This window comes from Streptomyces sp. NPDC054794, from assembly GCF_053611585.1.
Genome location: NZ_JBSHAQ010000019.1, coordinates 58,640 through 80,999 on the forward strand (window position 1 = coordinate 58,640; position 22,360 = coordinate 80,999).

The following is a 22,360-nucleotide window of genomic DNA, read 5'->3' on the forward strand; positions in this document are numbered from 1 at the left end:
CCGCACGACGCTCACAGGAACTTCCCCGAACTCCGGGCGCGCACAGGTGTGATGCTTCGGCGCTCCCGTGCGCTCCATTCAGCGATGAACATGTACTTCCACCTGCGCGCGGTGCCGCCTCCGGCCCTGCGCAACAGCACGACCTGGCTGCGGAAGCTGTTCGAGGACGACTGGGACAGCGTCCGCACACGGGTCGACCGTCATCGCGAGGAGATGCTGGACCGGCGCTACCTCGACCACGACCTCCTCTACGCGGGCGCTCCGCCGTACCAGCCCGAGGAGGAGCCGTGTGCCCAGGTGATCCTGGGCGGCCGGCCGGTGTTCCCCGCCGAGCAGGACAAACCACCGTTCCTGCTGCTCACGGCGGCTCAGGTGAGCCGCGTCTCCGACTACCTCTCGTCCACCGACTTCGGAGCGCTGTGGCACTCGGCGCGCCGCGACCTGCTGCCCAGATACGGCGGCCCGGACGTGGAACCGCAGACACGGGGTGCCTTCGAGTCGGCCCACCGGGATCTGACGGCCTTCTACGCACGGACCGCGGGCTACGGCGACGCGGTGGTCAAGTGGCTCCTCATAGGCCCACACCGCTGAGCACCATCCGGCGGTGACACGGCATGGCTGAGGGACCGTCCGGGCCGATGCGCCGTCCGGTACGCGGGGCCGTCCGGTTCAGCCGCGGCCCCGGGCCCGGCGGGACACCACCGCGCGCAGCACCCGGCGGCCCTCGGTCGACACCTCCAGTGCCTGGCGCAGCCCGCCCGTGCCGTAGCCGGCCAGCAGTTCCAGGACGGTGACCTGGCGTCGCAGTTCGGCGGCGACCAGCGGCGACATGCCCTCCGTACGGCCCTCGGCGGGGATCCCGCCCGCGCGCACGGAGTTGAGGGCGTGCGGGAGCTCGTCGGCCGAGCCGGCGCCGTCCCCGGCGGGGTCGAGGAGCCGGTGTATCTGGAGCGAGGCCACGGAGCAGGCGTCGGCCCACACCCGTATCCCGGCTCCCATGCGCTCGGCCGGGGCGGCACCGAGCATCCGGCGCGTGAGCAGCGCGGCCTCGTCCTCGGCGGGCTCCTCCGGGCCGACGGAGTCGAGCGCCGTACGCGCCTTCTCCAAGCCCTCCGCCCAGTCGCCGCCGCCGTCCGCGAGGCTCGCCCACAGCGGGCGCAGCACCTCGTCGTCGCCGCCCAGCAAGGGCACGCACCGGTCCAAACAAGCCAACCCGCTGGTCGCCAGTCCGCGTTCGTCGGCCTGCGCGATCAGTTCCACCAGGCTCATCCACGCCTCCCTCGCCAGGGCGCCGACCTTTACGGAGCCCGCACTTCCCCTTACTGCGTGCAACGCCGCCGGAGTGTCACAGCGGCACCACACCGAGCCGGTCGAGCAGGCGGAAGAAGAGGTTTTCGGCCAATGGGTCGGGGTCGGCGGCCAGCACGTCCACCAGCGCCTCGGCGTCGGCCGTGTGCCCCGCCTCGGCGGCCCAGGCCACCGCGCGCCCGGCGGCGTCGCCGGGCTCGAGGAAGTAGTCCTCCAGCGTGAGTCCCTCCTGGCCGACGCCGAGGTACCGGGCCATCGCGGCCCGCGCGAGACAGGTCGTCCAGCCGCCGCTCTGAGGCGCGGCCGCCTCGACGACCACGCAGGCGCTGTCCATGACGTATCCGAAGAGCGCGGGCGCACCGGTCCCCTCGGCCAGGGCGTTCATGTTCCCGACCTCGCCGGCCTCGCTGTCCGGACCCGCGTACTCCCACACCTGCCAGCCGCCGGGCGCCGACGCCCGCAGGGTCATGCCCTCGGCGCCGGCCAGTACCGCCAGTTCGGCGAGCGGCCGCTCGGCGCGGCCCACGACGAAGTACCCCCAGTAGCCCATGCGCGTCCCCCAATGGCCCGTCCGGTGCGGCTCGGGCCGAATACACCACAGGCCCGCGGGAGTCCGCAGCCGTATGCGGCAATCGGAAAGGTGACGGCCGGACGGCGGCGAGCCGGTGATCAGACCATCGCGGGCACCGGGCCGGCCAGCGCCTTCTGGTGCTGCATGCGGGTCAGCCGCAGGACGACGAGGATGGCGAGGACGGCGGCCGCGATGTCGACGGCGTCCGAGAACAGCATCTGCCGTGCGGCGACGGCCAGTTCCGACGCGGTGTCGGCTTTGCGGTACTCGACGGCCGCGGCCCGGTCGGCGAACAGGGAGATGATCCACAGCGTCCACCAGGTGTTGACCAGCGCGTGCGAGCGGCGCGCGCCCCAGGCGGTGCTGGCGTCCCAGATGTCGAGGGTGATCCGGCGCGGGAACCAGAGGTTCGCCACCGGCGTGAACCAGCCCCCGATCGCCCAGCCGCGCGACTTCTCGTGCCCGGCCTGGTCGAAGACCTCGGCGTTGACCCGCGCCCGGTAGAACCAGCACAGGAACATGACGATGCTCGCCAGCAGGGCCGTCGTCTGGACGAGGCCCGACACCCGGTAGACGGAGTCGGCGTGGTCGGCCCGCCGGCCCATGCCCGCCGTGTACGCGCCGTCCGCGAGCTCGTCCGCGACCCGCATGTTCAGCAGGTCCGCCCAGATGGCGAACAGGTCGGTGGCGATGACGAGTCCGAGCGCCACGGCGGCGGCCCGGCCGAGCCCGACCGGCGAGCGCAGCCAGGCGTTGGCCGGTGGGGCGAACGGGGCGGCGGGCGCGGGCGGAGCGACGGCACACTGGGCGCACAGGGTGCCGCCGGGCGCGGCGGCGAAATGATGGCAGCGTGAACAGATCACGATGGAATCCCCCGAGGTGTCGGTCGAAAGCGCCGACGGTCGCTCTCTCCCCCGAAACGCGACGCGCGGCATGCGGAAGATACGGTTCGCGGGCGTCGCACGTCTAATCGATTCCGGTCGGCCGGCCGACGCGGTGGCGACCCGGCCGGAGTCAGCCCAGCCGGTCCGCGAGCTTCTTGAACTCCGCCCAGCTCAGCGCGGGCCGGTCAGGGTCCCACAGCTTCTGGACGGTGGCCCGCAGCGGCATCCGGATGCCCGCGGCGACCTGCTTCTCCGTCTGGGCGTTCGGGAAGTCGGACCAGACGGCGAAGGACCCGCCGAGGATCTGCCCGTCGTAGCCCGCGGGCACCGCGACGGTGCCGCGCAGCACGCGCGGGGTCCACTGCTCGTAGATCCGCTCTCCCGTCGGATAGACGAAGGTCTGCGGCTGCCCGAGGACGTAATAGAGGAACTCGTCGTTGTAGTTGAGGACCTGCCGTCCCGCGCCCAGGTACTCCACCGGCTGCCGGGCGCCGATCTCCTTGCCGGTCCAGTAGGCGACCTGGAGGTCCTTGGCGGGCTGCACGGACGTGTTCCGGAAGAAGCCGTCGTTCCAGACCCGCATCGTGCGGTCGTGGGCCCGGATCGTGTCGGCGCGGTCGCCAAGCCAGCCGGTGGCGAGGTCGGCGACGGTGGCACCGGAGCCGTACCGCTGCCGGGCGGCGGCGGCCGGCTGCGGATACAGACCCTGCGGATCGGACACCGTCAGGGCCCGGTACTCGTCGCCGCCGAGGTGCCAGTACTCACCCGGGAACAGGTCGGCGTACTCGTTGAGGAGGTCGTCGACGAGGGCTGCCGCGTCGGCCTTGGAGATGTCGACCGCGCCGCGTGCCGCGACGCCCTGCGCGCTGCGCAGTTGCAGGTCGGGGTGGGCGGCGATGACCGCGCCGAGGTGGCCGGGCGAGTCGATCTCCGGGACGACGGCGATGTGCCGGGCGGCGGCGAGGTCGACGATCCGCCTGACCTGGGCCTTGGTCAGATGGTCCCGGGACACGATCTCCGGGTGGGTCGAGGACTCGATCCGGAACCCCTGGTCGTCGGAGAAGTGCAGCCCCAGCTGGTTGAACTTCAGGTCCCCCAGCTCGCGCACCCGGTCCTCGATCCAGGAAGCGGAGTACGGCTTGCGCGCGATGTCCAGCATGAACCCGCGCTGCGGCTTGGCCGGCTGGTCGCGCACGACGCCCTCCGGGGCCGTACCGCCGCCGTGGACCTCCTGTTTGAGGGTGCGGGTGCCGTAGAAGACGCCCGCGTCGGAAGGGCCGCTGATGCTGACCCGCCCGCCGCGCACGGTCATGGAGTACGACTCCGGGTTCGCGCCCTCGTCGTCGTTGAGTGCCAGTCGTACGTCCCCGGCCCGCACGTCGTCCCGCTCGCCCGCGTACGAGAGGCCGAGCTCACCGGCGATCAGACGCCCCTCGTCGACCAGTTCGGGATCGCCGACCACCACGCGCCGGCCGTGCGCCGGGCGCCAGCCGGGGCCGCGGGCGGGGGTGTGGGAGCGCACGGCGGGGATGGTGCGGGGCGCCTGGGACAGGGGGTAGTCGCGGGTGCGCGTGGGAGTGGGCGCGGCCTCGGACGCGGACTCCCCGCCCGAGGGCGGCCGTGCCGCTCCCGCGGGCGCTCCCCCGTCGTTCCCGTCCGCGGAGGCCCAGACCCCGAGGCCCACACCGAGGCCGACCGTGGCCACGAAGACCCCTGCGGTCACCGTGCGCCTCTGCCTCACCTGCTGCGCCGACGGGCGGCGCCTGTGCTGGCTCACCACGCCAACCTACGACTCCCGCGACACGGATGCGTCCACCGCATGTTCCGAAACTCTCCCGTCCGAGTGAATTTCGGGCATCTCTCGGACACACCGTGAACGCTCTCGATAACGTTGGCGACACACCTTTCCCAGTATCCCCTGCCAAAACACCTGTGACGCGAGGATTCACGCTGCCTGCGCACCGTCTCCCGTACGCCTCCGACCTCTCCGGCCGGGCGGCCATACCGGCACTCCCCGAGCAGAGCCGCACCCAGGCGTCCCCCGCGCTGCTGGAGGGCTTCAACACCGCGCCCGCCGACGAGGCGTGCGAGGCGCTCCTGGCCTGCCTGCGCAGCCTCCGCTGGGCCCGGCGCGTCGCCGACCACCGCCCCTATCCCGACCTGGACTCCCTGCTCGCGGCGGCGGACGAGGCGACGTACGACCTGCCCCCGGGGGATCTGTCGGTGGCCCTGGCGGGCGAGTCGCTGCCGGAGCTGCCGGAGGACACCTACTCGGTGGCCCATATGGCACTGAGCGCGGCCCATGCCGCCTACGAGGCGCGATTCGGCCACGCGTTCGTCATCTACCTGGGCGATGTACACCCGGACGAAACGCTCGACCGCATCCTCGAAGGCATCCGGTCACGATTGACCAACGATCCGGAGGAGGAGCGGGTGATAGCGGCGGAGGAGCTTCGGCGTCTGGCAAGGGGCAGACTGGCCACGTTCCTCGGTGGTGCGCGGTCGTACCCACCAGCGGCTTCGCCGCGGGGCACGACCGGCCCGAACGCGCCCGTACCCGGCACATGACCGGTGCCGCCACGACCGGTGGGCCCACCCTGGTGGCCGCCCGGCAGTAGTCCGTCCGGTGCCACTTTGATCACACCAACGGGCCCCCCGTCAGCGGCGGCGCACCGCATGGCTACGATGCTGGGGGCCGGTGGACCGTACCCGGCCGGGCCCGACCGACAACCGAAGCCGGCGCGGCCCTAGTCCCCGCTCCCGGAGGGTTCTTCCGTGCCGGCTGGAACGCTGTACCGCGGCCGGGAAGGAATGTGGTCCTGGGTGGCTCACCGAGTCACCGGCGTCCTCATCTTCTTCTTCCTGTTCGTTCACGTGCTGGACACCGCTCTCGTGCGTGTCTCCCCCGAGGCCTACGACAAGGTCGTAGCCACGTACAAGACGCCGATCGTCGCGTTGCTGGAGTACGGCCTCGTCGCCGCCATCCTCTTCCACGCGCTCAACGGCCTGCGCGTCATCGCCGTCGACTTCTGGTCGAAGGGCCCGCGCTACCAGAAGCAGATGCTGTGGACCGTCGTCGGCGTCTGGGTCGTCCTGATGGCCGGCGCGATCTACCCGGTCCTCGGCCACGCCGCTCGTGTCCTCTTCGGGAGCTGACGCCGATGTCCACCACTGAAACCACCGCTTCCGGGATCGGCCCCGTCGAGGGCGACGCGCTCTACAGCGTCGACCACCCGGCCCCCCTCATCGAGTCGCCGCGCAAGCGCACCAAGAAGAGCCCCAAGTCCACCCGGGGCAACTTCGAGATGGCGGCCTGGCTGTTCATGCGCCTGTCCGGCGTCGTGCTGGTCGTCCTCGTCCTCGGCCACCTGCTGATCCAGCTCGTGCTGGACGGCGGCGTCTCCAAGGTCGGCTTCGCCTTCGTGGCCGGCCGCTGGGCGTCCCCGTTCTGGCAGGTCTGGGACCTGCTGATGCTCTGGCTCGCGATGCTGCACGGTGCCAACGGCCTGCGCACGGTCATCAACGACTACGCGGAGCGCGCGAACACCCGGCTGTGGCTCAAGGGCCTGCTCTACACCGCCACGGTGTTCACCATCCTGCTGGGCACGCTGGTGATCTTCACCTTCGACCCGAACATCCGCTAGGCACGGGGCTGCGAGAATCATGAAGATCCACAAGTACGACACCGTCATCGTCGGCGCCGGTGGCGCGGGCATGCGCGCGGCCATCGAGTCCACGAAGCGCAGCCGCACCGCTGTCCTGACCAAGCTCTACCCCACCCGCTCCCACACGGGCGCCGCGCAGGGCGGTATGGCCGCCGCGCTGGCCAACGTGGAGGAGGACAACTGGGAGTGGCACACCTTCGACACGGTCAAGGGCGGTGACTACCTGGTCGACCAGGACGCCGCCGAGATCCTGGCGAAGGAGGCCATCGACGCCGTCCTCGACCTGGAGAAGATGGGCCTGCCGTTCAACCGCACCCCGAACGGCACCATCGACCAGCGCCGCTTCGGCGGTCACAGCCGCAACCACGGCGAGGCGCCGGTCCGCCGGTCCTGCTACGCCGCGGACCGCACCGGCCACATGATCCTCCAGACGCTGTACCAGAACTGCGTCAAGGAGGGCGTGGAGTTCTTCAACGAGTTCTACGTCCTGGACCAGCTGATCACCGAGGTCGACGGCGTCAAGAAGTCGTCCGGTGTGGTGGCGTACGAGCTGGCCACCGGCGAGATCCACGTCTTCCAGGCGAAGGCCGTCATCTACGCCTCCGGCGGCACCGGCAAGTTCTTCAAGGTGACGTCCAACGCGCACACCCTGACCGGTGACGGCCAGGCCGCCGTCTACCGCCGCGGTCTGCCGCTGGAGGACATGGAGTTCTTCCAGTTCCACCCGACCGGCATCTGGCGCATGGGCATCCTGCTGACGGAGGGCGCCCGTGGTGAGGGCGGCATCCTCCGCAACAAGGACGGCGAGCGCTTCATGGAGAAGTACGCGCCGGTCATGAAGGACCTCGCGTCCCGTGACGTCGTCTCCCGCTCCATCTACACGGAGATCCGCGAGGGCCGCGGCTGCGGTCCCGAGGGCGACCACGTCTACCTGGACCTGACGCACCTTCCGCCGGAGCAGCTGGACGCCAAGCTCCCGGACATCACCGAGTTCGCGCGCACCTACCTCGGCATCGAGCCGTACACGGACCCGATCCCGATCCAGCCGACCGCGCACTACGCGATGGGCGGCATCCCGACGAACGTCGAGGGTGAGGTCCTCAGCGACAACACCACGGTCGTCCCGGGCCTGTACGCGGCCGGCGAGGTCGCGTGCGTGTCGGTGCACGGCGCCAACCGCCTCGGCACCAACTCGCTGCTGGACATCAACGTGTTCGGCCGCCGCGCCGGCATCGCCGCCGCCGAGTACTCCCAGAAGGCCGACTTCGTCGAGCTGCCGGAGAACCCGGAGACCTTCGTCGTCGAGCAGATCGAGCGGCTGCGCACCTCCACCGGCAACGAGCGGGTCGCCCAGATCCGTCGCGAGCTGCAGGAGACCATGGACGCGAACGTCATGGTCTTCCGCACCGAGCAGACGATCAAGACGGCCGTCGAGAAGATCGCCGAGCTGCGCGAGCGCTACAAGAACGTGTCGATCCAGGACAAGGGCAAGCGGTTCAACACGGACCTGCTGGAGGCCATCGAGCTGGGCAACCTGCTCGACCTGGCCGAGGTCATGGCGGTCTCCGCCCTCGCCCGCAAGGAGTCCCGCGGCGGTCACTACCGCGAGGACTACCCGAACCGCGACGACGTCAACTTCATGCGCCACACCATGGCGTACCGCGAGGTGGGCGACGACGGCACCGAGTCCGTCCGTCTCGACTACAAGCCGGTCGTCCAGACCCGCTACCAGCCGATGGAGCGTAAGTACTGATGGCAACCCCCGTTCTGGACAAGGTGGAGGCGGAGGCCGCGGCGTCCCCCTACATCACGGTCACGTTCCGAGTCCGCCGCTTCAACCCGGAGGTCTCGGCCGAGGCGACCTGGGAAGACTTCCAGCTGGAGATCGACCCGAAGGAGCGCGTCCTCGACGGCCTCCACAAGATCAAGTGGGACGTCGACGGCACGCTGACCTTCCGCCGGTCCTGCGCCCACGGCATCTGCGGCTCGGACGCGATGCGGATCAACGGCAAGAACCGCCTCGCCTGCAAGACGCTGATCAAGGACATCAACCCCGAGAAGCCGATCACGGTCGAGCCCATCAAGGGCCTCACGGTCCTGAAGGACCTGGTCGTGGACATGGAGCCGTTCTTCCAGGCGTACCGGGACGTGATGCCGTTCCTGATCACGAAGGAGACGAACGAGCCGACGCGCGAGCGTCTGCAGTCGGCGGAGGACCGCGAGCGCTTCGACGACACGACCAAGTGCATCCTGTGCGCCGCCTGCACGTCGTCCTGCCCGGTCTTCTGGAACGACGGCCAGTACTTCGGCCCGGCCGCCATCGTCAACGCGCACCGCTTCATCTTCGACTCGCGTGACGAGGCCGCCGAGCAGCGCCTGGAGATCCTCAACGACCGTGACGGCGTGTGGCGTTGCCGCACGACCTTCAACTGCACGGACGCCTGCCCCCGTGGCATCGAGGTCACCAAGGCGATCGCCGAGGTCAAGAAGGCGCTCATCACGCGCCGCTTCTGAGCTCCGCCCTCCTGCGAGGAGATGGGCCCCGCCTCCGGTTTCGTGCCGGAGAGCGGGGCCCGAGCGTTTCTCTCGCTTCTCCCTGTCTCCCCTCACTTGTGCCAAGGTGCCGACATGAGCAACTCGCACGCGGCCGCCGTCTTCACCACGCCCGACCTGGAGGAGGCGCTCGGTGTCGTGCGCACTTTCCTGGGGATCGCGGATCTCACCTTCGCCGAGGTGGACTTCGAGGCCACCATCCGGTCCCGGGAGGGCATGGCGGGGGTACTGAAGGTGCTGCCCGAGCTCAACTGGTGGGCGGCAAACGCGTCGGAACCGCGGTCGGCGAAGACCGGGGACGACCCCGCACAGTGCCTGCCCGTCTCGGTCCACGACTGGTCCCACCCCCTGGACCTGGCCGAGCCGTTCATCCGGGCCCTGCGCGCCGAGGACGCGGCGGCCGTGCGGTGGGACCTGAACGGCTGGCCCGAGGTCCCGGAGGCGGGTCTTGAGGAGATCTCCCAGAAGTACGCGTATCTCACGCTGTCGGTGAACTCCCGGGACCTGTACCAGTACGAGTGCTCCCCCGACCACACCGTCCACGTGCATGTGCGCTCGGGGCGCGACCTGGACCGGGTGCGCTGGCTCGCCGCACAGGTGGGCGGTCACTTCACCGGCCGGACCGAGCTCGCCCCTCTCTGACACCGCCGGGCGGGTGACCTCCGCGGTCTGTCCGCGTGGGTGCCCGTCGCGCCGTACCTAATCTGATGGCATGTCAGATGACGAGTCGTACGAACTGCTCGGGTTCGACAACGTGCTGCTCCCCGTCGGGGACCTCGGGGAGGCCGTCGCCTTCTACGAGCGGGCCGGGTTCACCGCCGCCTTCCGGTTCGACGAGGGCGGGATCGCGCTGCTGAAGGTCGGGGGCGAGACCCCCGGGATTCTGCTGCGGGCCGAGGAGGCGGTGGGACACCGGCCACCGCCCTGGCCCTCGCCGCGCGTCTGGCTGGAGGTGCCGGACGCGCGGACGGCGGCACGGACGCTCACCGCCGCCGGGATCACGCTGCTCGACGAGCCGTTCTCGGTGGCCACGGGGTGGACCGTCGAGGTCGCCGACCCCTGGGGGAACATCCTCGGGTTCACCGACTACACGAAGCGGCCGGAGCTCGCCAGACGGTGCTGAGGTACCCCCGGGGCGCGACGGCGGTGCCCGCGCCACTCGTTAGGCTCTTCTTCCGTGTCCGCGAAGAACGACGGTCCCGACGAGACCGGCCCTCAGAGCAAGTCCGAGCAGACCCGTGCGCTGATCCTGGAGACGGCCATGCGGCTGTTCCAGGAACGCGGGTACGACAAGACCACGATGCGGGCCATCGCCAAGGAGGCGGGGGTCTCCGTCGGCAACGCGTACTACTACTTCGAGGGCAAGGAGCACCTGATCCAGGGCTTCTACGACCGGATCGCCGCCGAGCACCAGGTGGCGGTCCGGGACGTACTGGCCCGGGAGACCGATCTGGAGGCGCGGCTCGCCGGTGTGCTGAAGGCGTGGCTGGACATCGCGAAGCCGTACCACGAGTTCGCGGTGCAGTTCTTCAAGAACGCCGCCGATCCGGACGGCCCGCTCAGCCCCTTCTCCCCGGAGAGCGAGCACGCGCGCCTGGAGGCCATCAGCGTCCACAAGGAGGTGCTCCGGGGGGCGAAGACCAAGGTGCCGGCGGAGCTGCGGGAGGTACTGCCCGAGCTGATGTGGCTCGCCCAGATGGGCCTCGTCCTGTACTGGGTCTTCGACCGGACCGAGGGCCGCGAGCGCAGCTACCGGCTGGCCGCGCGCGGGGCCCGGCTCACCGCGCGCGGCGTGTCCCTGGCCCGGTTCCGGGTGCTGCGGCCGCTGGTACTGGAGGTGCACGAGCTGTTCACGGACTTCCTGCCCGGCATGACCAGGGTCCTGCCGGACCCGGGGGGCAAGGAGCGGCGGGCCGGGGCGGAGTGATCACTTTCAGGTGAACGGGCTCGAAGGGGACATCCGGCATCCGGCCTGCCTACGATGATGCTCTCGACACCAGCCCACGGGAGGCACGTGATGTCCGCAGCAGCTGTCGAGCAGCCGCACGAGGAGCGGTCGCTGATCGCCGACGCGAACCACATCATGGAGAGCGTTCCGGGCCTCCGCGTCGAGATCATCGGAGACCAGATTCTCGTGAGCCCCGCACCGGACGGCCCTCACTCCGAGGCCCTGATGCTGTTCGCAGCCCCATTCATGAATTTGGGCCTGGTACGGGCGCTCCCGGGCATCGGCCTCTGGCTCCCCAGCGGCCCGGAGGACTACGCGATCCCCGACCTGTCGGTAGTAGACGACGACTACCGCGATCACCTCGTGGAGAACAGCTGCTACGACCCGACGTGCTTCCGGTTGGTCATGGAAGTCACCTCCAGCAACTGGAAGACGGATCTGCAGACCAAGGTCGGTTGCTACGCGAAGTCCCGGATTCCCGTCTACGTCATCGTGGACCGCAAGCACCACCGCCTCCACGTACTGACCGAACCCACAGGTGGTCGCTACGCCAAGCACGGCATCCACATCCCCGGGGAGCTCGTCACGCTCCCCGAGTCCGTGGGCGGCAAGGTCGTGCTGGATGTCGAGCGCCTGCTCAAAGCCGGACTGGCCTGAGTCAGTTGACCGCGTCCACCTCCCCCTCCGCCACCTCCACGTCGTACACCACCGGCCCGTCCGCCACCGTCACATGCCGGGCCTTCGAGCCGTGTGAGCCCGCCGTCACCGCGAGCAGGTAGGAACCCGGCGCCGGTACCGACACGATGTACGAGCCGTCGGCCAGGGACGTCACCCGGTCCAGCTGGCGACCGCCCTTCGACAGCAGTGTCACGCCCGCGTCCTCGACCGGATCGCCCTCGGGCGTGCGGACGAAGCCATGGATCACCGAGGCGGGGCCGCCCTCCGGATCGACGGCCTCCTCGGCCTCCTCCGTCGGCTCCACCGCCAGATGCGGCAGCCGCTTGTCCAGCCACCCGGGCAGCCACCAGTTCGCCCCGCCGAGCAGATGCATCGCCGCCGGCACCAGCGCCGTACGCAGGACGAACGCGTCCAGGGCCACCGCCGCCGCGAGGCCCACGCCCGCCATCTGCGCGCCCGAGTCGCCGCTCAGCACGAAGGCCAGGAAGACGCAGACCATGATCAGCGCCGCGGAGTTGATGACCCGGCTGGTCTCGGCCAGGCCGACGCGCACCGCACGCGCGTTGTCCTTCGTGTGGACCCACTCCTCGTGCATCCGGCTCACCAGGAACACCTGGTAGTCCATCGACAGGCCGAAGAGCAGGGACAGCATGATGACCGGCAGGAAGGCGTTGATCGGCCCCTCCTTGCCGAGGCCGAGCAGGTCCAGGCCCACGCCCCACTGGAAGATCGCGACCAGGACGCCGAAGGAGGCCGCTGCCGCGATCAGGTTCATCACGGCGGCCGTCAGCGGCACCACCACGGAGCGGAAGGCGATCAGCAGGAGCAGGAAGCCCAGGCCGATGATCGTCGCGATGAAGAGCGGGAGACGGTCGCCGGTGACCGTCGCGAAGTCCTTCGACACCGCCGTCACACCGCCCACGTGCGCCTGCGCGCCCGCGTCCGGGATGACGTGGTCCCGGAGCGTGTCGATCAGCTCGTCCGTCTGCTTCGACTGGGGTGACGTCGCCGGGACCACCTGGATGACCGTGACGCCCCGCGCGGGCGGCAGCGCGGCCGCCTGCGCGACGCCGCGCGTCGCCTGGATGTCCTTCACCAGCGCCGTGGTGTCGCCGTCGGACACGACCACCTGGAGCGGGCCGTTGAAGCCCGGCCCGAAGCCCTCGGCGAGCAGGTCGTACGCCTTCCTCGTGGTCGTCGACGCCTCGTCGTTGCCCTGGTCCGTCGCGCCGAGCCGCAGCGACAGCACCGGCAGGGCGAGGACGGCCATGACCACCAGCGCGAGCGCGGCGATCGTACGGGGGCGCCGCTGCACGGTCCCCGACCAGCGCGCCGCCAGTCCGCTCGCCCGCTCCCGCTCGGGACCCTCGGCGGCCAGCTTCCGCCGCTGGCGGCGGCTCAGCACCCGTGGGCCGAGGAAGCCGAGCAGGGCCGGGAGCAGGGTCGTGGCGGCCAGCACGCTCAGGACGACCGTGAGCGAGGTGCCGATCACCACCCCGTCCAGGAAGCGCAGGTTCGTCACCAGCATTCCGGCGAGCGCGATGCACACCGTGCCGCCCGCGAACAGCACCGCGCGGCCGGAGGTGTCCAGGGCGGTGGCCGCCGAGTCCTCCGGCGCCATGCCCTTGAGGATGCCGCGCCGGTGCCGGGTGACGATGAACAGGGCGTAGTCGATGCCGACGCCGAGGCCGATCAGGGTGGCGAGCAGCGGGGCCAGGTCGGGGATGTCGGTGGCGTGGCTGAGGAGCTGGGTCGAGAACAGGCCGGTGCCGACGCCGAAGACGGCGACGCCGATCGGCAGCAGCATCGCGAACAGCGAGCCGAAGGCCAGGAACAGCACGAGGGCGGCCGCGACGATGCCGACCATCTCGGCGAGGCCGGTCGGCGGCTCCTGCACCCGCTGGATCGCCTGACCGCCCAACTCCACCCGCAGACCGCCGCGTTCGGCGCCCTGCGCGGTGTCGACGACGTCCTGGACCAGTTCCTTGGGTACGGCGTTCGACCGCTCGGTGAAGGTGATCTGCGCGTACGCGATCCGGCCGTCACGGCTGATCTGCCGCGCGCCGGGGGCTCCGGCGTAGGGTCCGGTGACGTCGCCGACGCCCTTCATCGCCGCTATCTTCTCCAGCGCGGGCTGGATCCGGGACCGTACGGAGGCGTCCCGTACCGACCCCTGGTCGACCTTCCACACCACCGTGTCGGTGTCGCCCGCGCTGTCCGGGAACGCCTTCTCCATCAGGTCGTACGCGCGCTTGGAGTCCGTGTTCGGGAGGGAGAAGACGTTCGCGTAGTCCGTGCCCGCCGTCGAGGCCGAGAATCCCAGCCCGAACAGCGCTCCCACCCACACCAACAGGACCACCAGCCGGTGCCGATAGCACCACCGTGCCAATGCCGCCACGCTCAAACTCCTCAGTCGATCGGTTCGGTCGGTCCCCCAGGTCCTGGCAACAGGATTGGCGGCCACCCGCGCGCGAGGACACGTGACCCGCATGACTCTCAAGGAACTCCAAAGCTGGGGCGGGCCCCGTCGTCCGCGGTCGTGCCGATACTGGGGGCATGACGGCTCCAGGCACCGTGCTGGTCGTGGAGGACGAACCGAGCATCGCGGACGTCCTCGCCATCGCCCTGCGCTACCACCGCTTCGAGGTGATGACGGCGGGCACCGTCCGCGAGGCCCTCGCCCTGACCGAGCGCACCCGGCCCGACGCGGCCCTGCTCGACGTGATGCTGCCGGACGGGGACGGCCGGGCGCTGGGGCGGCAACTGCGCGCCATGCAGCCCGACCTGGCGCTGGTCTTCCTCACCGCGCGCGACTCCCCCGCCGAGATCGTCGGCGCCCTCGGCTTCGGCGACGACTACATCACCAAGCCGTTCAACATCGACGAGGTCGTCGCCCGCGTCGGCGCGGTGCTGCGCCGCACCCGCCCGGCCGACGTCATCCCCGAGCGGCCGCCGCTGCGGTACGGCGACCTGGAGCTGGACGAGACGACGTACTCGGTGCACCGCGCGGGCCGTACGGTCGAGCTGACCCCGACCGAGTACGCGCTGCTGCGCTTCCTGGTGCGCAACGGCGGCCGGATCGTGCCCAAGGATCAACTGCTGCGCCATGTCTGGCAGTACGAGCACACCCCGCCCGAATCGACCGTCGTCGAGACCTACATCAGCTATCTGCGCCGCAAGCTGGACACCCTGGGACCGCCGGTGATCACCACGCGGCGGGGTGTCGGATACGGGCTCGCATGAGGCGGCGGTGCGGGGGCATCCACTCCCTGCGCGGCAAGCTGACCCTGACCAATGTCGCACTGCTCGCGCTCGGCATCGTCGTGGCGACCGCGGTCAGCCTGATGGGGATGCGGCACTACCTGCTCGGCCAGGTGGACGCCGAGCTGACCAAGATGCGTGACTCGCTGGGCAGTTCGGGCCTCACCCTGCGCCAGGTCGACTCGCTGAGCGTGCTGGGCGTCGTCCGCGACCGGATCGCGCCCACGGGCAGGGACGACCGTCCGACACCCGACTCGATCTTCACCGCCGTCGACGGCCGGGGCACGGCCCTCACCCTGTTCGGCATCAAGCCCACCGAGGCCCAGCGCGGGCTCGCGGGCGCGGTGGACGACCCGCGGGCGCTCGCCGCCGACCCCGACCCGCACGACGTGAGCGTGCACGGCACCGCGTACCGGGTGACCGCGACCCGGCTCGCCGACGGCCCCTACATCCTGCTGGCCACCTCCACCGAGGGCCTGCACCGGGGCATGGCCAAGGCCGTCGGACTCGACCTCGCCGTGGGCACGCTGCTGCTGGCGCTGCTGGCCTGTCTGACCATGTTCAGCGTGCGGCGCCGGATGCGGCCCCTGGAGGACATGGTGGAGACCTCCTCGGCGATCGCCGAGGGAGATCTCACCCGGCGGGTGCCCTCCAGCCGGGAGCCCACCCAGGAGGTCGAGCAGCTGCGGCTGGCCCTCAACTCCATGCTCCAGCAGGTGGAGTCGGCGTACCGGACGCGTGAGCGCAGCGCGGCCCAGCTGCGCCGTTTCGTCGCCGACGCCTCGCACGAGCTGCGCACCCCGCTGGCGGCCATACGCGGCTACCTCCAGCTGTACGACAAGGGCATGCTGGTCGAGGCGGCCGAGCGCAAGCGGGCCTGGGACCGGGTCAACGCCGAGGCGGACCGCATGGGGCGGCTGGTCGACGAGCTGCTCACGCTCGCCCGCCTCGACCAGCGCCCCGAGCTGCGGTTCCGCAGCGTCGACCTGAGCCGGCTGGTGCGGGACGCGGCCGAGGACCTGCGGGCGCAGCAGCCGGAGCGGCCGGTCACCGTGGCCGCCGACGGCGCCCTGCTGGTGTCGGCCGACGAGTCCGGCCTGCGCCAGGTGCTCGGCAATCTGGTGGCCAACGTGCGCACGCACACGCCCGCCGACGTGCCGGTGCGGCTGGGCGTGGAGCGCGCGGACGGGGTGGTGCGGCTGTGCGTGGCGGACGAGGGTCCGGGGCTGGCCGAGGAGGACGCGGTGCGGGTCTTCGACCGCTTCTTCCGCGCGGGCAGCGGCGCGGGCAGCGGGCTGGGCCTCGCGATCGTGCAGGGCGTCGTCCGCGCGCACGGCGGCGAGGTGGCGGTCTGCACGGCCCCGGGAGAGGGCCTGGCGGTGACGGTGACGCTTCCGGTACGGGTGCCCGTGGGGTCGTAGCCGGGAAAGTGCCGTGGGCGCGGTATACGACGCCTCAGGCGGGGGCCGAGACCAGTGCCCACACCGTCTTGCCGTGGCCGCCGCGGCTCCACACGCCCCAGGCCGCGGCGACGGCCGCCACGAGGTGCAGCCCGCGGCCGGTCTCGTCGCCGTCCCGCACCAGCCGCAGCCGGGGTTCGTGGCGGCCCTCGTCGGAGACCTCGATGAGGCAGGAGCCGTCCGCGAGGGCGGTCACGGCGACCTCGAACTCCCGCTCCAGCAGGGGCCCGTGGCGTACGACGTTGGTGGCCAGCTCGGACACCAGCAGGACCACGTCCTCCAGGGCCGGGTCACCGGACCGGTGGCCCCAGTCGGCCAGATGGTCCCGGACCCGGCGCCGGGCGAGACCGACGGACGCCGGATGCCGGGGCAGCCGGAAGGCGTTGCGTCTCAGCACGTCTGCTCCTCACCCCACGCACACCTCCGTCACAGGGTGCCGCGTCGGGTGTCTGCCCCGCTTCACCCGGGCGTATGTCCGAACGCCGGATCGCGTCGGAACCTCGTCAGATCCAGGTCAGCCGCCACAGCCGGAACACGCCGGTGCCGTCCGAGAGGTACTGGCCGCCGCCGATGTCCTCGCTGCTGACGACGTACTCCTTGCGCTGCCAGAGCGGGATCAGCGGCACGTCGGTGGCGACGTCGGCCTGCAGGTCGCGGAAGTCCTGCGCGACCCGGCTGCGGTCGGCGAACTGCTGGCTGTCCACGATCAGATGGTCGACGAGCTTGTTGGTGTAGCCGGTGTTCATGGTGGAGCCGGTGCCGACGAGCGGGGCGCCGAAGGTGTCCGGGTCGGGGTAGTCGGCGACCCAGCCGACCGCGTACGCGTCCAGCTTGCCGGTGGCCCAGCGCTTCTGGAAGTCGGTCCACTCGTAGCCCTGGACGTCCACCTTGAACAGGCCGCCGGCCTCCAGCTGCTTCTTCAGGTCGGCGGCCTCCTCGGCGCCGGCGCCCCGTCCCTTGCCGTAGCCGAAGGTGAAGTGGACCGGGACGGCGACGCCGGCCTGGGTGAGCAGCGCCTTCGCCTTCTCGGTGCTCCGCTTCGGGTAGGCGTCGAAGAAGGACGTGGTGTGGCCGGTGATGCCGGTCGGGATCAGCGAGTACAGCGGGTCGACCGTGCCGTCGTACACCGTGGCGGCCAGCTGCTCGCGGTTGACCAGCCAGGCCAGGGCCCGGCGGACGCGCGCGTCGTGCAGCGGCGAGCCCGCGCGGGTGTTCAGGTAGAGGTTGCGGGTCTCGGAGCTGTCGGACTCCATGACGCGCTGCTTCGGGTCGCTGGCCGAGAGGCGGGAGAGCACCGCGGGCGGCAGGGTGCGCGTGGCGACCTCGACGTCCTTGGCCTTCCAGGCGTTGTTCAGCTTGTCGGCGTCGGCGTAGTACCGCAGCTCGACGGGGCGGCCCGTGCCGCCCAGGATGCCCTTGTACCTCGGGTTCGGCGCCAGGTCCGCCCGGGTGTCCTTGGCGTACGAGGTGAGCGTGTAGGGGCCGGTGCCGTCGACTTCGGATCCGGTGCGCAGGGAGCCCGCCGGGTACTTGTCCTTGTCGACGATCGCGCCGGCGCCGGTGGCCACCTTGAACGGGAACGTGGCGTCCGGCGACGACAGGTTGAAGGTGACGGTGTTCCCGTGGGCGCTCACCGAACCGAGGGTGGAGAACAGGGACGCCGGGCCGACGTCCGAGTTGATCTTCTTGACCCGGTCGAAGGAGTACTTCACGTCCTCGGCGGTCATCGCGCGTCCGCTCGGGAAGGTGAGTCCGTCCCGCAGTTCACAGCGATAGGTCTTCAGTCCGCTGCCCACGAAGTCACAGCTCTTGGCCGCGTCCGGAACGGGCGTGACACCGCTCGGTTCGAAGGTCATCAGGGACTGGAACACGTTGCTGAACAACGCCCAGGATCCCGCGTCGTAGGCCCCGGCCGGATCGAGCGACGTAACGGCGTCCGTCGTGCCGACCCTGATGGTCTTGTCGTTGTTTCCCTGCGCCGGCAGAAGCTGCCAGCCGCCCACTCCCACGGCCGCCAGCACGAGCAGCGTCGCGAGAATCCGCATGCGCACCGATCGCATCGGTGAGTGCCCTCCCCAGGCCCGAACGGGCCCCCTGTGGCCCCATTGGGCCGTGTGCACAACGCCACTCCCCTAGTGGCGCGGCCACCTAATCACAGGAGTTTCAACTGGGGAAAGAGGACTTTTGAGAAATGAGAAAGAACTTACCGGGAATTGTTTCCCGATCGTTTCACAGCAAATTCCCAGCAACTCTTCAGGCTTGCTTGGAGGCGAGTCGTACGACGGTGATGTCGGACGGCGCCCCCACCCGCGTGGGCGGCCCCCAGGCGCCCGCGCCACGGCTGACGTACAGCTGGGTGTCGCCGTGGCGCTCCAGTCCCGCGACCGTCGGATTCGCCGCCCTGGCGATGAAGTTGCCCGGCCAGAGCTGGCCGCCGTGGGTGTGTCCGGAGAGCTGGAGGTCGACGCCGTGCCGGACGGCCTCGTGGATCTGCACGGGCTGGTGGGCGAGGAGCACGCACGCGCGTGCCCGGTCCCGGTCGCCGAGCGCCCGCCCGAAGTCCGGTCCCTGGCCCTCGCTCTCGCCCTGCACGTCGTTCACACCGGCGAGGTCGAAACCGGGCAGCTCGGTGCGGGCGTTCTCCAGCGGGTGCAGGCCGAGCCGGCGCACCTCCTCGACCCACTGCTCGGCGCCGGAGAAGTACTCGTGGTTGCCGGTGACGAAGTACGCCCCGTGCCGGGCCCTGAGCTGTGCCAGCGGCGCCGCGGCGGGTCCCAGGTCCTTCACGCTCCCGTCGACGAGGTCACCGACGACCGCGATCAGGTCGGGCTGCGTGGCGTTGATCGTGTCGACGACCTTCCGCGCGAAGCCCCGGCCGAGGATCGGGCCGAGGTGGATGTCGCTGACGACGGCGATCCGGAAACCGTCCGCGCCCCGCGGCAGCTTCGCGAGTGGAACGGTGACGTGCTTCACCCTCGGGCCGCGCAGGACGCCGTAGGTGCCGTAACCGACGGTGCCCACCGCGGCGGTGGCGGCGGCTCCGCCCACGACACGGGAGACGAAGAGACGGCGGGAGGGGGCGGGTGGGGGCGCCTGGACGGGGTCCGGGTCCGGGCCCGGCGGTGCCGGTCCCGCGGGCACCGTCGTTTCCGCCGGCACCGCCGCCGGCGCCGGTGTCGCCGGGGCCCGCCGCTCCAACAGCCGTCGCAACAGGGGTCGTACGACCTCTCCCGCGAGCACGGCCGGCAGCAGGTACACCGACAGGGCCATCCAGAGGAAGCCGGGCCAGGCCAGGGCGCGCTGGAGCCAGAAGGGGGCGCCGGAGCGTTCCGCGACCAGGGCCGCGATCATCAGGGCCGGCCCCGTCACGAACACCGCCGTGCCCGTGCGACGCGCACGGCCCGGTGCCGCCGTGGTGTCGCGGACCAGCCTGCGCCACACGTACCGGTACAGCGCCGCGACGACGGCCAGCACGGCCAGGGCGACGAGTGCGAAGACGATGACCACCCTGCCGTGCCCCCGCTATGACGTCCGGCGCAGTGCGCGCAGTCCGCGCAACCCGATGCCCCCGATGACCGTCCCCAATACGAAGGAAACGACCGCCAGCAGCAGGTGCACCCAGAAGTACGCCGTCGGGTGACCGTCGTCGAACGCGAGTCCGCTGCTGTCCTTGACGAGATTTTTGACGAAAGTGACCCAGATGACCCAGCTCCACACCCCGAAGGCGAGCAGGAACCAGGAGAGCGGGCGGCTGAGCTTCATACGTCCAGTATCGCCGTCGGCCGAGCGGCGCGGTCCTCGGGGTGGTGCCGCGAATGGGACTTCGCGGCCCGCGACAGGTACGTTCTCGACCGTGCCCGCACCCAAGCAGCCCACCAGGCGTTCGAACCTGGCCACTTCCCTCACGTCCCTGACCGCCTCCGTAGCCGCGCTGACCGGCCTGGCCACCCTTTCCGTGGCCGCCGCTCCCGCCGCGCTCGCCGCCCCGCACCCGTCGACCACGCCGTCGGCCACTCCCCCGGCCACGATGTCGACGGTCGGCGGCACCCGCCTCGGTACCCCCGGCACGCAGGTCAACCTCGGCAGCGGCGCCCCCGTGCTGCCCAAGGACCTCACCGCGCGCTCCTGGATCGTCTCCGACGCCGAGTCGGGCGAGGTGCTCGCCGCGCACAACGCGCACTGGCGGCTGCCCCCGGCGAGCACGCTGAAGATGCTGTTCGCGGACACGGTCCTGCCGAGGTTCCCGAAGACGACGAAGCACAAGGTGGTGCCGACCGACCTGGCCGGTATCGGCTCCGGCTCCAGCATGGTCGGCATAAAGGAGAACGAGACCTACACGGTCCACGACCTGTGGCTCGGCGTCTTCCTGCGCTCCGGCAACGACGCCGTGCACGTGCTGTCCGCGATGAACGGCGGCGTCGACCGGACCGTCCAGGACATGCAGGCGCACGCCGAGGACCTGCAGGCCCTCGACACCCACGTGGTCAGCCCGGACGGCTACGACGCCGACGGCCAGGTCTCGTCCGCGTACGACCTGTCGCTGTTCGCCCGCTCGGGGCTGCAGAAGAAGGACTTCCGCGAGTACTGCTCGACCGTGCGGGCGAAGTTCCCGGGTGCCACGACGAAGGACAAGAAGGGCAAGCCCGGCCGCGAGACCTTCGAGATCCAGAACACCAACCGGCTGCTGAGCGGCGACAGCGACGTCCCGGTCTACCAGGGCATCGCCGGTGTGAAGAACGGCAACACCACCAACGCGGGCGCCACCTTCACCGGCGTGGCCGAGCGCGGCGGCAAGGTGCTGCTGGTGACGGTCATGAAGCCGGAGAAGAACGAGCACAACGAGGTCTACAAGGAGACCGCCAAGCTCTTCGACTGGGGCTTCAAGGCGGCCGGCAAGGTGACGCCGGTGGGCGAGCTGGTGGCGCCGAAGAGCGCCGCACAGGCCGGTGCCCAGCCGGGCGCCACCACCTCCTCCGGCTCGGGCAAGGGCGCCGGGACCGGCGGTTCCTCGTCGAAGCCCGTGGCGAGCGCCTCCTCCGGGAGCGGCTCGGGCGGTGTCGGTGTCGCCCTGGGGATCACCGGCGGACTGCTGGCGCTGGTGGCGGGCGCGGTGTTCCTGATCAACCGCCGCTGGCCGCTGCCGGATCTGGTGCGCCGTCGGACGCGTCCGTGAGTTCCGTGCCGTCGCTCGGTGTCGCCGTCCAGGCCGCGCAGTACAGGAGCAGCTTCGAGGTGAAGTTGATCCACAGCAGCAGGGCCACGGGGACACCGAACGCGCCGTACATGCTCTTTCCGGCGACACCCTGGATGTAGCCGCTGAGCAGGAGCTTGAGCAGTTCGAAGCCGACCGCGCCGATCAGTGCCGCGACGATCAGGCGGCGGCGCGTCGGCTCGACGCCGGGCAGCAGGGTCAGGACGTAGAGCAGGACCAGGAAGTCGGCGAGCACGGCGACGGCGAAGGCGGCGGTGTGCAGCAGGATGCTGCCCCAGCCCGCCCGTTCGATGCCGAGCTCGTCGGTGATCCGGCCGACCAGGGCGGAGGCCACCGTGGAGATCGCGATGGTGGCCAGGACGGCGCCGCCGAGACCGATGAGGATGACGGTGTCCTTCACCTTCGCCACGAGGGGGTTGCGCTCGCTGTCGGGCAGCTCCCACACGGCGCGCAGGCAGTCGCGCATCTGACCGACCCAGCCGATGCCGGTGAGCAGCAGCACGGCACCGGCGATGAGTCCGACGGTGCCGGCGTTCTGGATGAGGCCGTTGATGTCCAGCTGGTTCGAGATGCCCGGGACCTGGTCGGCGATCTTCTTCTGGAGTTCCTGCTGCTGCGACGGGCTCAGCGTGGCGGCCGCGATCGCGGCGGCCAGCGTCAGCAGCGGGAACAGCGCGATGAAGCTGATGAACGTCATGGCGGCGGCCAGCCGCGTCCACTTCACCCGGTCCAGCCGTTCGTAGGCGCGCCACGCGTGCGTGGCCATCAGGCGTGTGACGAGCGGCCCGATGCCCGGAAGCCTTTTCAGCCAGTCCATGAT

At 70.8% G+C, this 22,360-nt stretch carries 23 protein-coding genes; 13 read left to right on the forward strand and 10 right to left on the reverse strand.

The annotated features are described in order from the left end of the window. Window positions 1–84: 84 nt before the first annotated feature. Window positions 85–591 carry a DUF1877 family protein gene (locus ACWGKT_RS21360; RefSeq protein ID WP_356145221.1) on the forward strand — a complete coding sequence of 169 codons (507 nt, stop codon included), beginning with the start codon at window positions 85–87 and terminating at the stop codon, window positions 589–591. 78 nt (window positions 592–669) lie between these two features. Here the strand turns inward: ACWGKT_RS21360 and ACWGKT_RS21365 are convergent, their stop codons facing one another. From ACWGKT_RS21365 to ACWGKT_RS21380, 4 genes are all read right to left on the reverse strand, one after another. Further along, window positions 670–1,269 (reverse strand): hypothetical protein, encoded by a 600-nt coding sequence (locus ACWGKT_RS21365; RefSeq protein ID WP_356145223.1) that lies wholly within the window; start codon window positions 1,267–1,269, stop codon window positions 670–672. A gap of 76 nt (window positions 1,270–1,345) precedes the next feature. Continuing rightward, window positions 1,346–1,858 (reverse strand): hypothetical protein, encoded by a 513-nt coding sequence (locus ACWGKT_RS21370; RefSeq protein WP_453274931.1) that lies wholly within the window; start codon window positions 1,856–1,858, stop codon window positions 1,346–1,348. 119 nt (window positions 1,859–1,977) lie between these two features. Continuing rightward, entirely contained in the window at window positions 1,978–2,742 is a 765-nt protein-coding gene (locus ACWGKT_RS21375) for a DUF4328 domain-containing protein (RefSeq protein ID WP_453274932.1), read from the reverse strand. Window positions 2,743–2,893: 151 nt separating this feature from the next. Further along, entirely contained in the window at window positions 2,894–4,540 is a 1,647-nt protein-coding gene (locus ACWGKT_RS21380; protein ID WP_453274933.1) for a beta-N-acetylhexosaminidase, read from the reverse strand. Between the two features lie 155 nt (window positions 4,541–4,695). Here ACWGKT_RS21380 and ACWGKT_RS21385 point away from each other — a divergent pair, with 155 nt between their 5' ends. From ACWGKT_RS21385 to ACWGKT_RS21425, 9 genes are all read left to right on the forward strand, one after another. Next, on the forward strand, window positions 4,696–5,331 hold the full coding sequence (locus ACWGKT_RS21385) for a 2-oxo-4-hydroxy-4-carboxy-5-ureidoimidazoline decarboxylase (RefSeq protein WP_453274934.1): 636 nt from the start codon (window positions 4,696–4,698) through the stop codon (window positions 5,329–5,331). Between the two features lie 207 nt (window positions 5,332–5,538). Then, entirely contained in the window at window positions 5,539–5,919 is a 381-nt protein-coding gene (gene sdhC / locus ACWGKT_RS21390; RefSeq protein WP_189312057.1) for a succinate dehydrogenase, cytochrome b556 subunit, read from the forward strand. A 5-nt stretch (window positions 5,920–5,924) separates the two neighbouring features. Beyond that, window positions 5,925–6,407: a succinate dehydrogenase hydrophobic membrane anchor subunit gene (locus ACWGKT_RS21395; RefSeq protein ID WP_235457165.1), complete on the forward strand. Its 483-nt coding sequence runs from the start codon at window positions 5,925–5,927 to the stop codon at window positions 6,405–6,407. A 19-nt stretch (window positions 6,408–6,426) separates the two neighbouring features. Then, complete coding sequence (sdhA, locus tag ACWGKT_RS21400; RefSeq protein ID WP_453274935.1) at window positions 6,427–8,181, forward strand: succinate dehydrogenase flavoprotein subunit; 1,755 nt, start codon at window positions 6,427–6,429, stop codon at window positions 8,179–8,181. Continuing rightward, window positions 8,181–8,942 (forward strand): succinate dehydrogenase iron-sulfur subunit, encoded by a 762-nt coding sequence (locus tag ACWGKT_RS21405; RefSeq protein WP_356145236.1) that lies wholly within the window; start codon window positions 8,181–8,183, stop codon window positions 8,940–8,942. The genes sdhA and ACWGKT_RS21405 overlap by 1 nt, the downstream gene beginning before the upstream one ends. A 114-nt stretch (window positions 8,943–9,056) precedes the next feature. Then, the gene (locus ACWGKT_RS21410; protein ID WP_453274936.1) at window positions 9,057–9,623 is read left to right on the forward strand and encodes a hypothetical protein; all 567 of its coding nucleotides are present in this window, start codon (window positions 9,057–9,059) and stop codon (window positions 9,621–9,623) included. A 70-nt stretch (window positions 9,624–9,693) separates the two neighbouring features. Continuing rightward, complete coding sequence (locus ACWGKT_RS21415) at window positions 9,694–10,104, forward strand: VOC family protein (RefSeq protein ID WP_356145240.1); 411 nt, start codon at window positions 9,694–9,696, stop codon at window positions 10,102–10,104. 54 nt (window positions 10,105–10,158) lie between these two features. Further along, window positions 10,159–10,908 carry a TetR family transcriptional regulator gene (locus ACWGKT_RS21420; RefSeq protein WP_453274937.1) on the forward strand — a complete coding sequence of 250 codons (750 nt, stop codon included), beginning with the start codon at window positions 10,159–10,161 and terminating at the stop codon, window positions 10,906–10,908. A gap of 90 nt (window positions 10,909–10,998) precedes the next feature. Further along, window positions 10,999–11,586 (forward strand): Uma2 family endonuclease, encoded by a 588-nt coding sequence (locus ACWGKT_RS21425; protein ID WP_453274938.1) that lies wholly within the window; start codon window positions 10,999–11,001, stop codon window positions 11,584–11,586. 1 nt (window position 11,587) lies between these two features. On the opposite strand, the gene ACWGKT_RS21430 is transcribed toward ACWGKT_RS21425, so the two are convergent. Continuing rightward, on the reverse strand, window positions 11,588–13,996 hold the full coding sequence (locus ACWGKT_RS21430; RefSeq protein ID WP_453274996.1) for an MMPL family transporter: 2,409 nt from the start codon (window positions 13,994–13,996) through the stop codon (window positions 11,588–11,590). A 167-nt stretch (window positions 13,997–14,163) separates the two neighbouring features. On the opposite strand from ACWGKT_RS21430, the gene ACWGKT_RS21435 reads away from it, so the two are divergent. Beyond that, the gene (locus tag ACWGKT_RS21435; RefSeq protein ID WP_453274939.1) at window positions 14,164–14,850 is read left to right on the forward strand and encodes a response regulator transcription factor; all 687 of its coding nucleotides are present in this window, start codon (window positions 14,164–14,166) and stop codon (window positions 14,848–14,850) included. Next, complete coding sequence (locus tag ACWGKT_RS21440) at window positions 14,847–16,289, forward strand: ATP-binding protein (protein WP_453274940.1); 1,443 nt, start codon at window positions 14,847–14,849, stop codon at window positions 16,287–16,289. The genes ACWGKT_RS21435 and ACWGKT_RS21440 overlap by 4 nt, the downstream gene beginning before the upstream one ends. Window positions 16,290–16,323: 34 nt before the next feature. Here ACWGKT_RS21440 and ACWGKT_RS21445 read toward each other — a convergent pair whose 3' ends face one another. The 4 genes from ACWGKT_RS21445 to ACWGKT_RS21460 all read right to left on the reverse strand — a co-directional run bounded on the left by ACWGKT_RS21445 (window position 16,324) and on the right by ACWGKT_RS21460 (window position 20,090). Next, window positions 16,324–16,725: an ATP-binding protein gene (locus ACWGKT_RS21445; protein WP_356145250.1), complete on the reverse strand. Its 402-nt coding sequence runs from the start codon at window positions 16,723–16,725 to the stop codon at window positions 16,324–16,326. A gap of 106 nt (window positions 16,726–16,831) precedes the next feature. Continuing rightward, entirely contained in the window at window positions 16,832–18,388 is a 1,557-nt protein-coding gene (locus ACWGKT_RS21450; RefSeq protein ID WP_453274941.1) for an ABC transporter substrate-binding protein, read from the reverse strand. A 193-nt stretch (window positions 18,389–18,581) separates the two neighbouring features. Then, entirely contained in the window at window positions 18,582–19,835 is a 1,254-nt protein-coding gene (locus ACWGKT_RS21455) for a metallophosphoesterase (protein ID WP_453274942.1), read from the reverse strand. 15 nt (window positions 19,836–19,850) lie between these two features. Continuing rightward, window positions 19,851–20,090 (reverse strand): SCO4848 family membrane protein, encoded by a 240-nt coding sequence (locus ACWGKT_RS21460; protein WP_235457151.1) that lies wholly within the window; start codon window positions 20,088–20,090, stop codon window positions 19,851–19,853. 91 nt (window positions 20,091–20,181) lie between these two features. Between ACWGKT_RS21460 and ACWGKT_RS21465 the strand changes: the two genes are divergently transcribed. After that, complete coding sequence (locus ACWGKT_RS21465) at window positions 20,182–21,501, forward strand: D-alanyl-D-alanine carboxypeptidase family protein (RefSeq protein ID WP_453274943.1); 1,320 nt, start codon at window positions 20,182–20,184, stop codon at window positions 21,499–21,501. On the opposite strand, the gene ACWGKT_RS21470 is transcribed toward ACWGKT_RS21465, so the two are convergent. After that, window positions 21,449–22,357 carry a YihY/virulence factor BrkB family protein gene (locus ACWGKT_RS21470; RefSeq protein WP_453274944.1) on the reverse strand — a complete coding sequence of 303 codons (909 nt, stop codon included), beginning with the start codon at window positions 22,355–22,357 and terminating at the stop codon, window positions 21,449–21,451. The two genes, ACWGKT_RS21465 and ACWGKT_RS21470, sit on opposite strands and share 53 nt — an antisense overlap. Window positions 22,358–22,360: the final 3 nt, after the last annotated feature.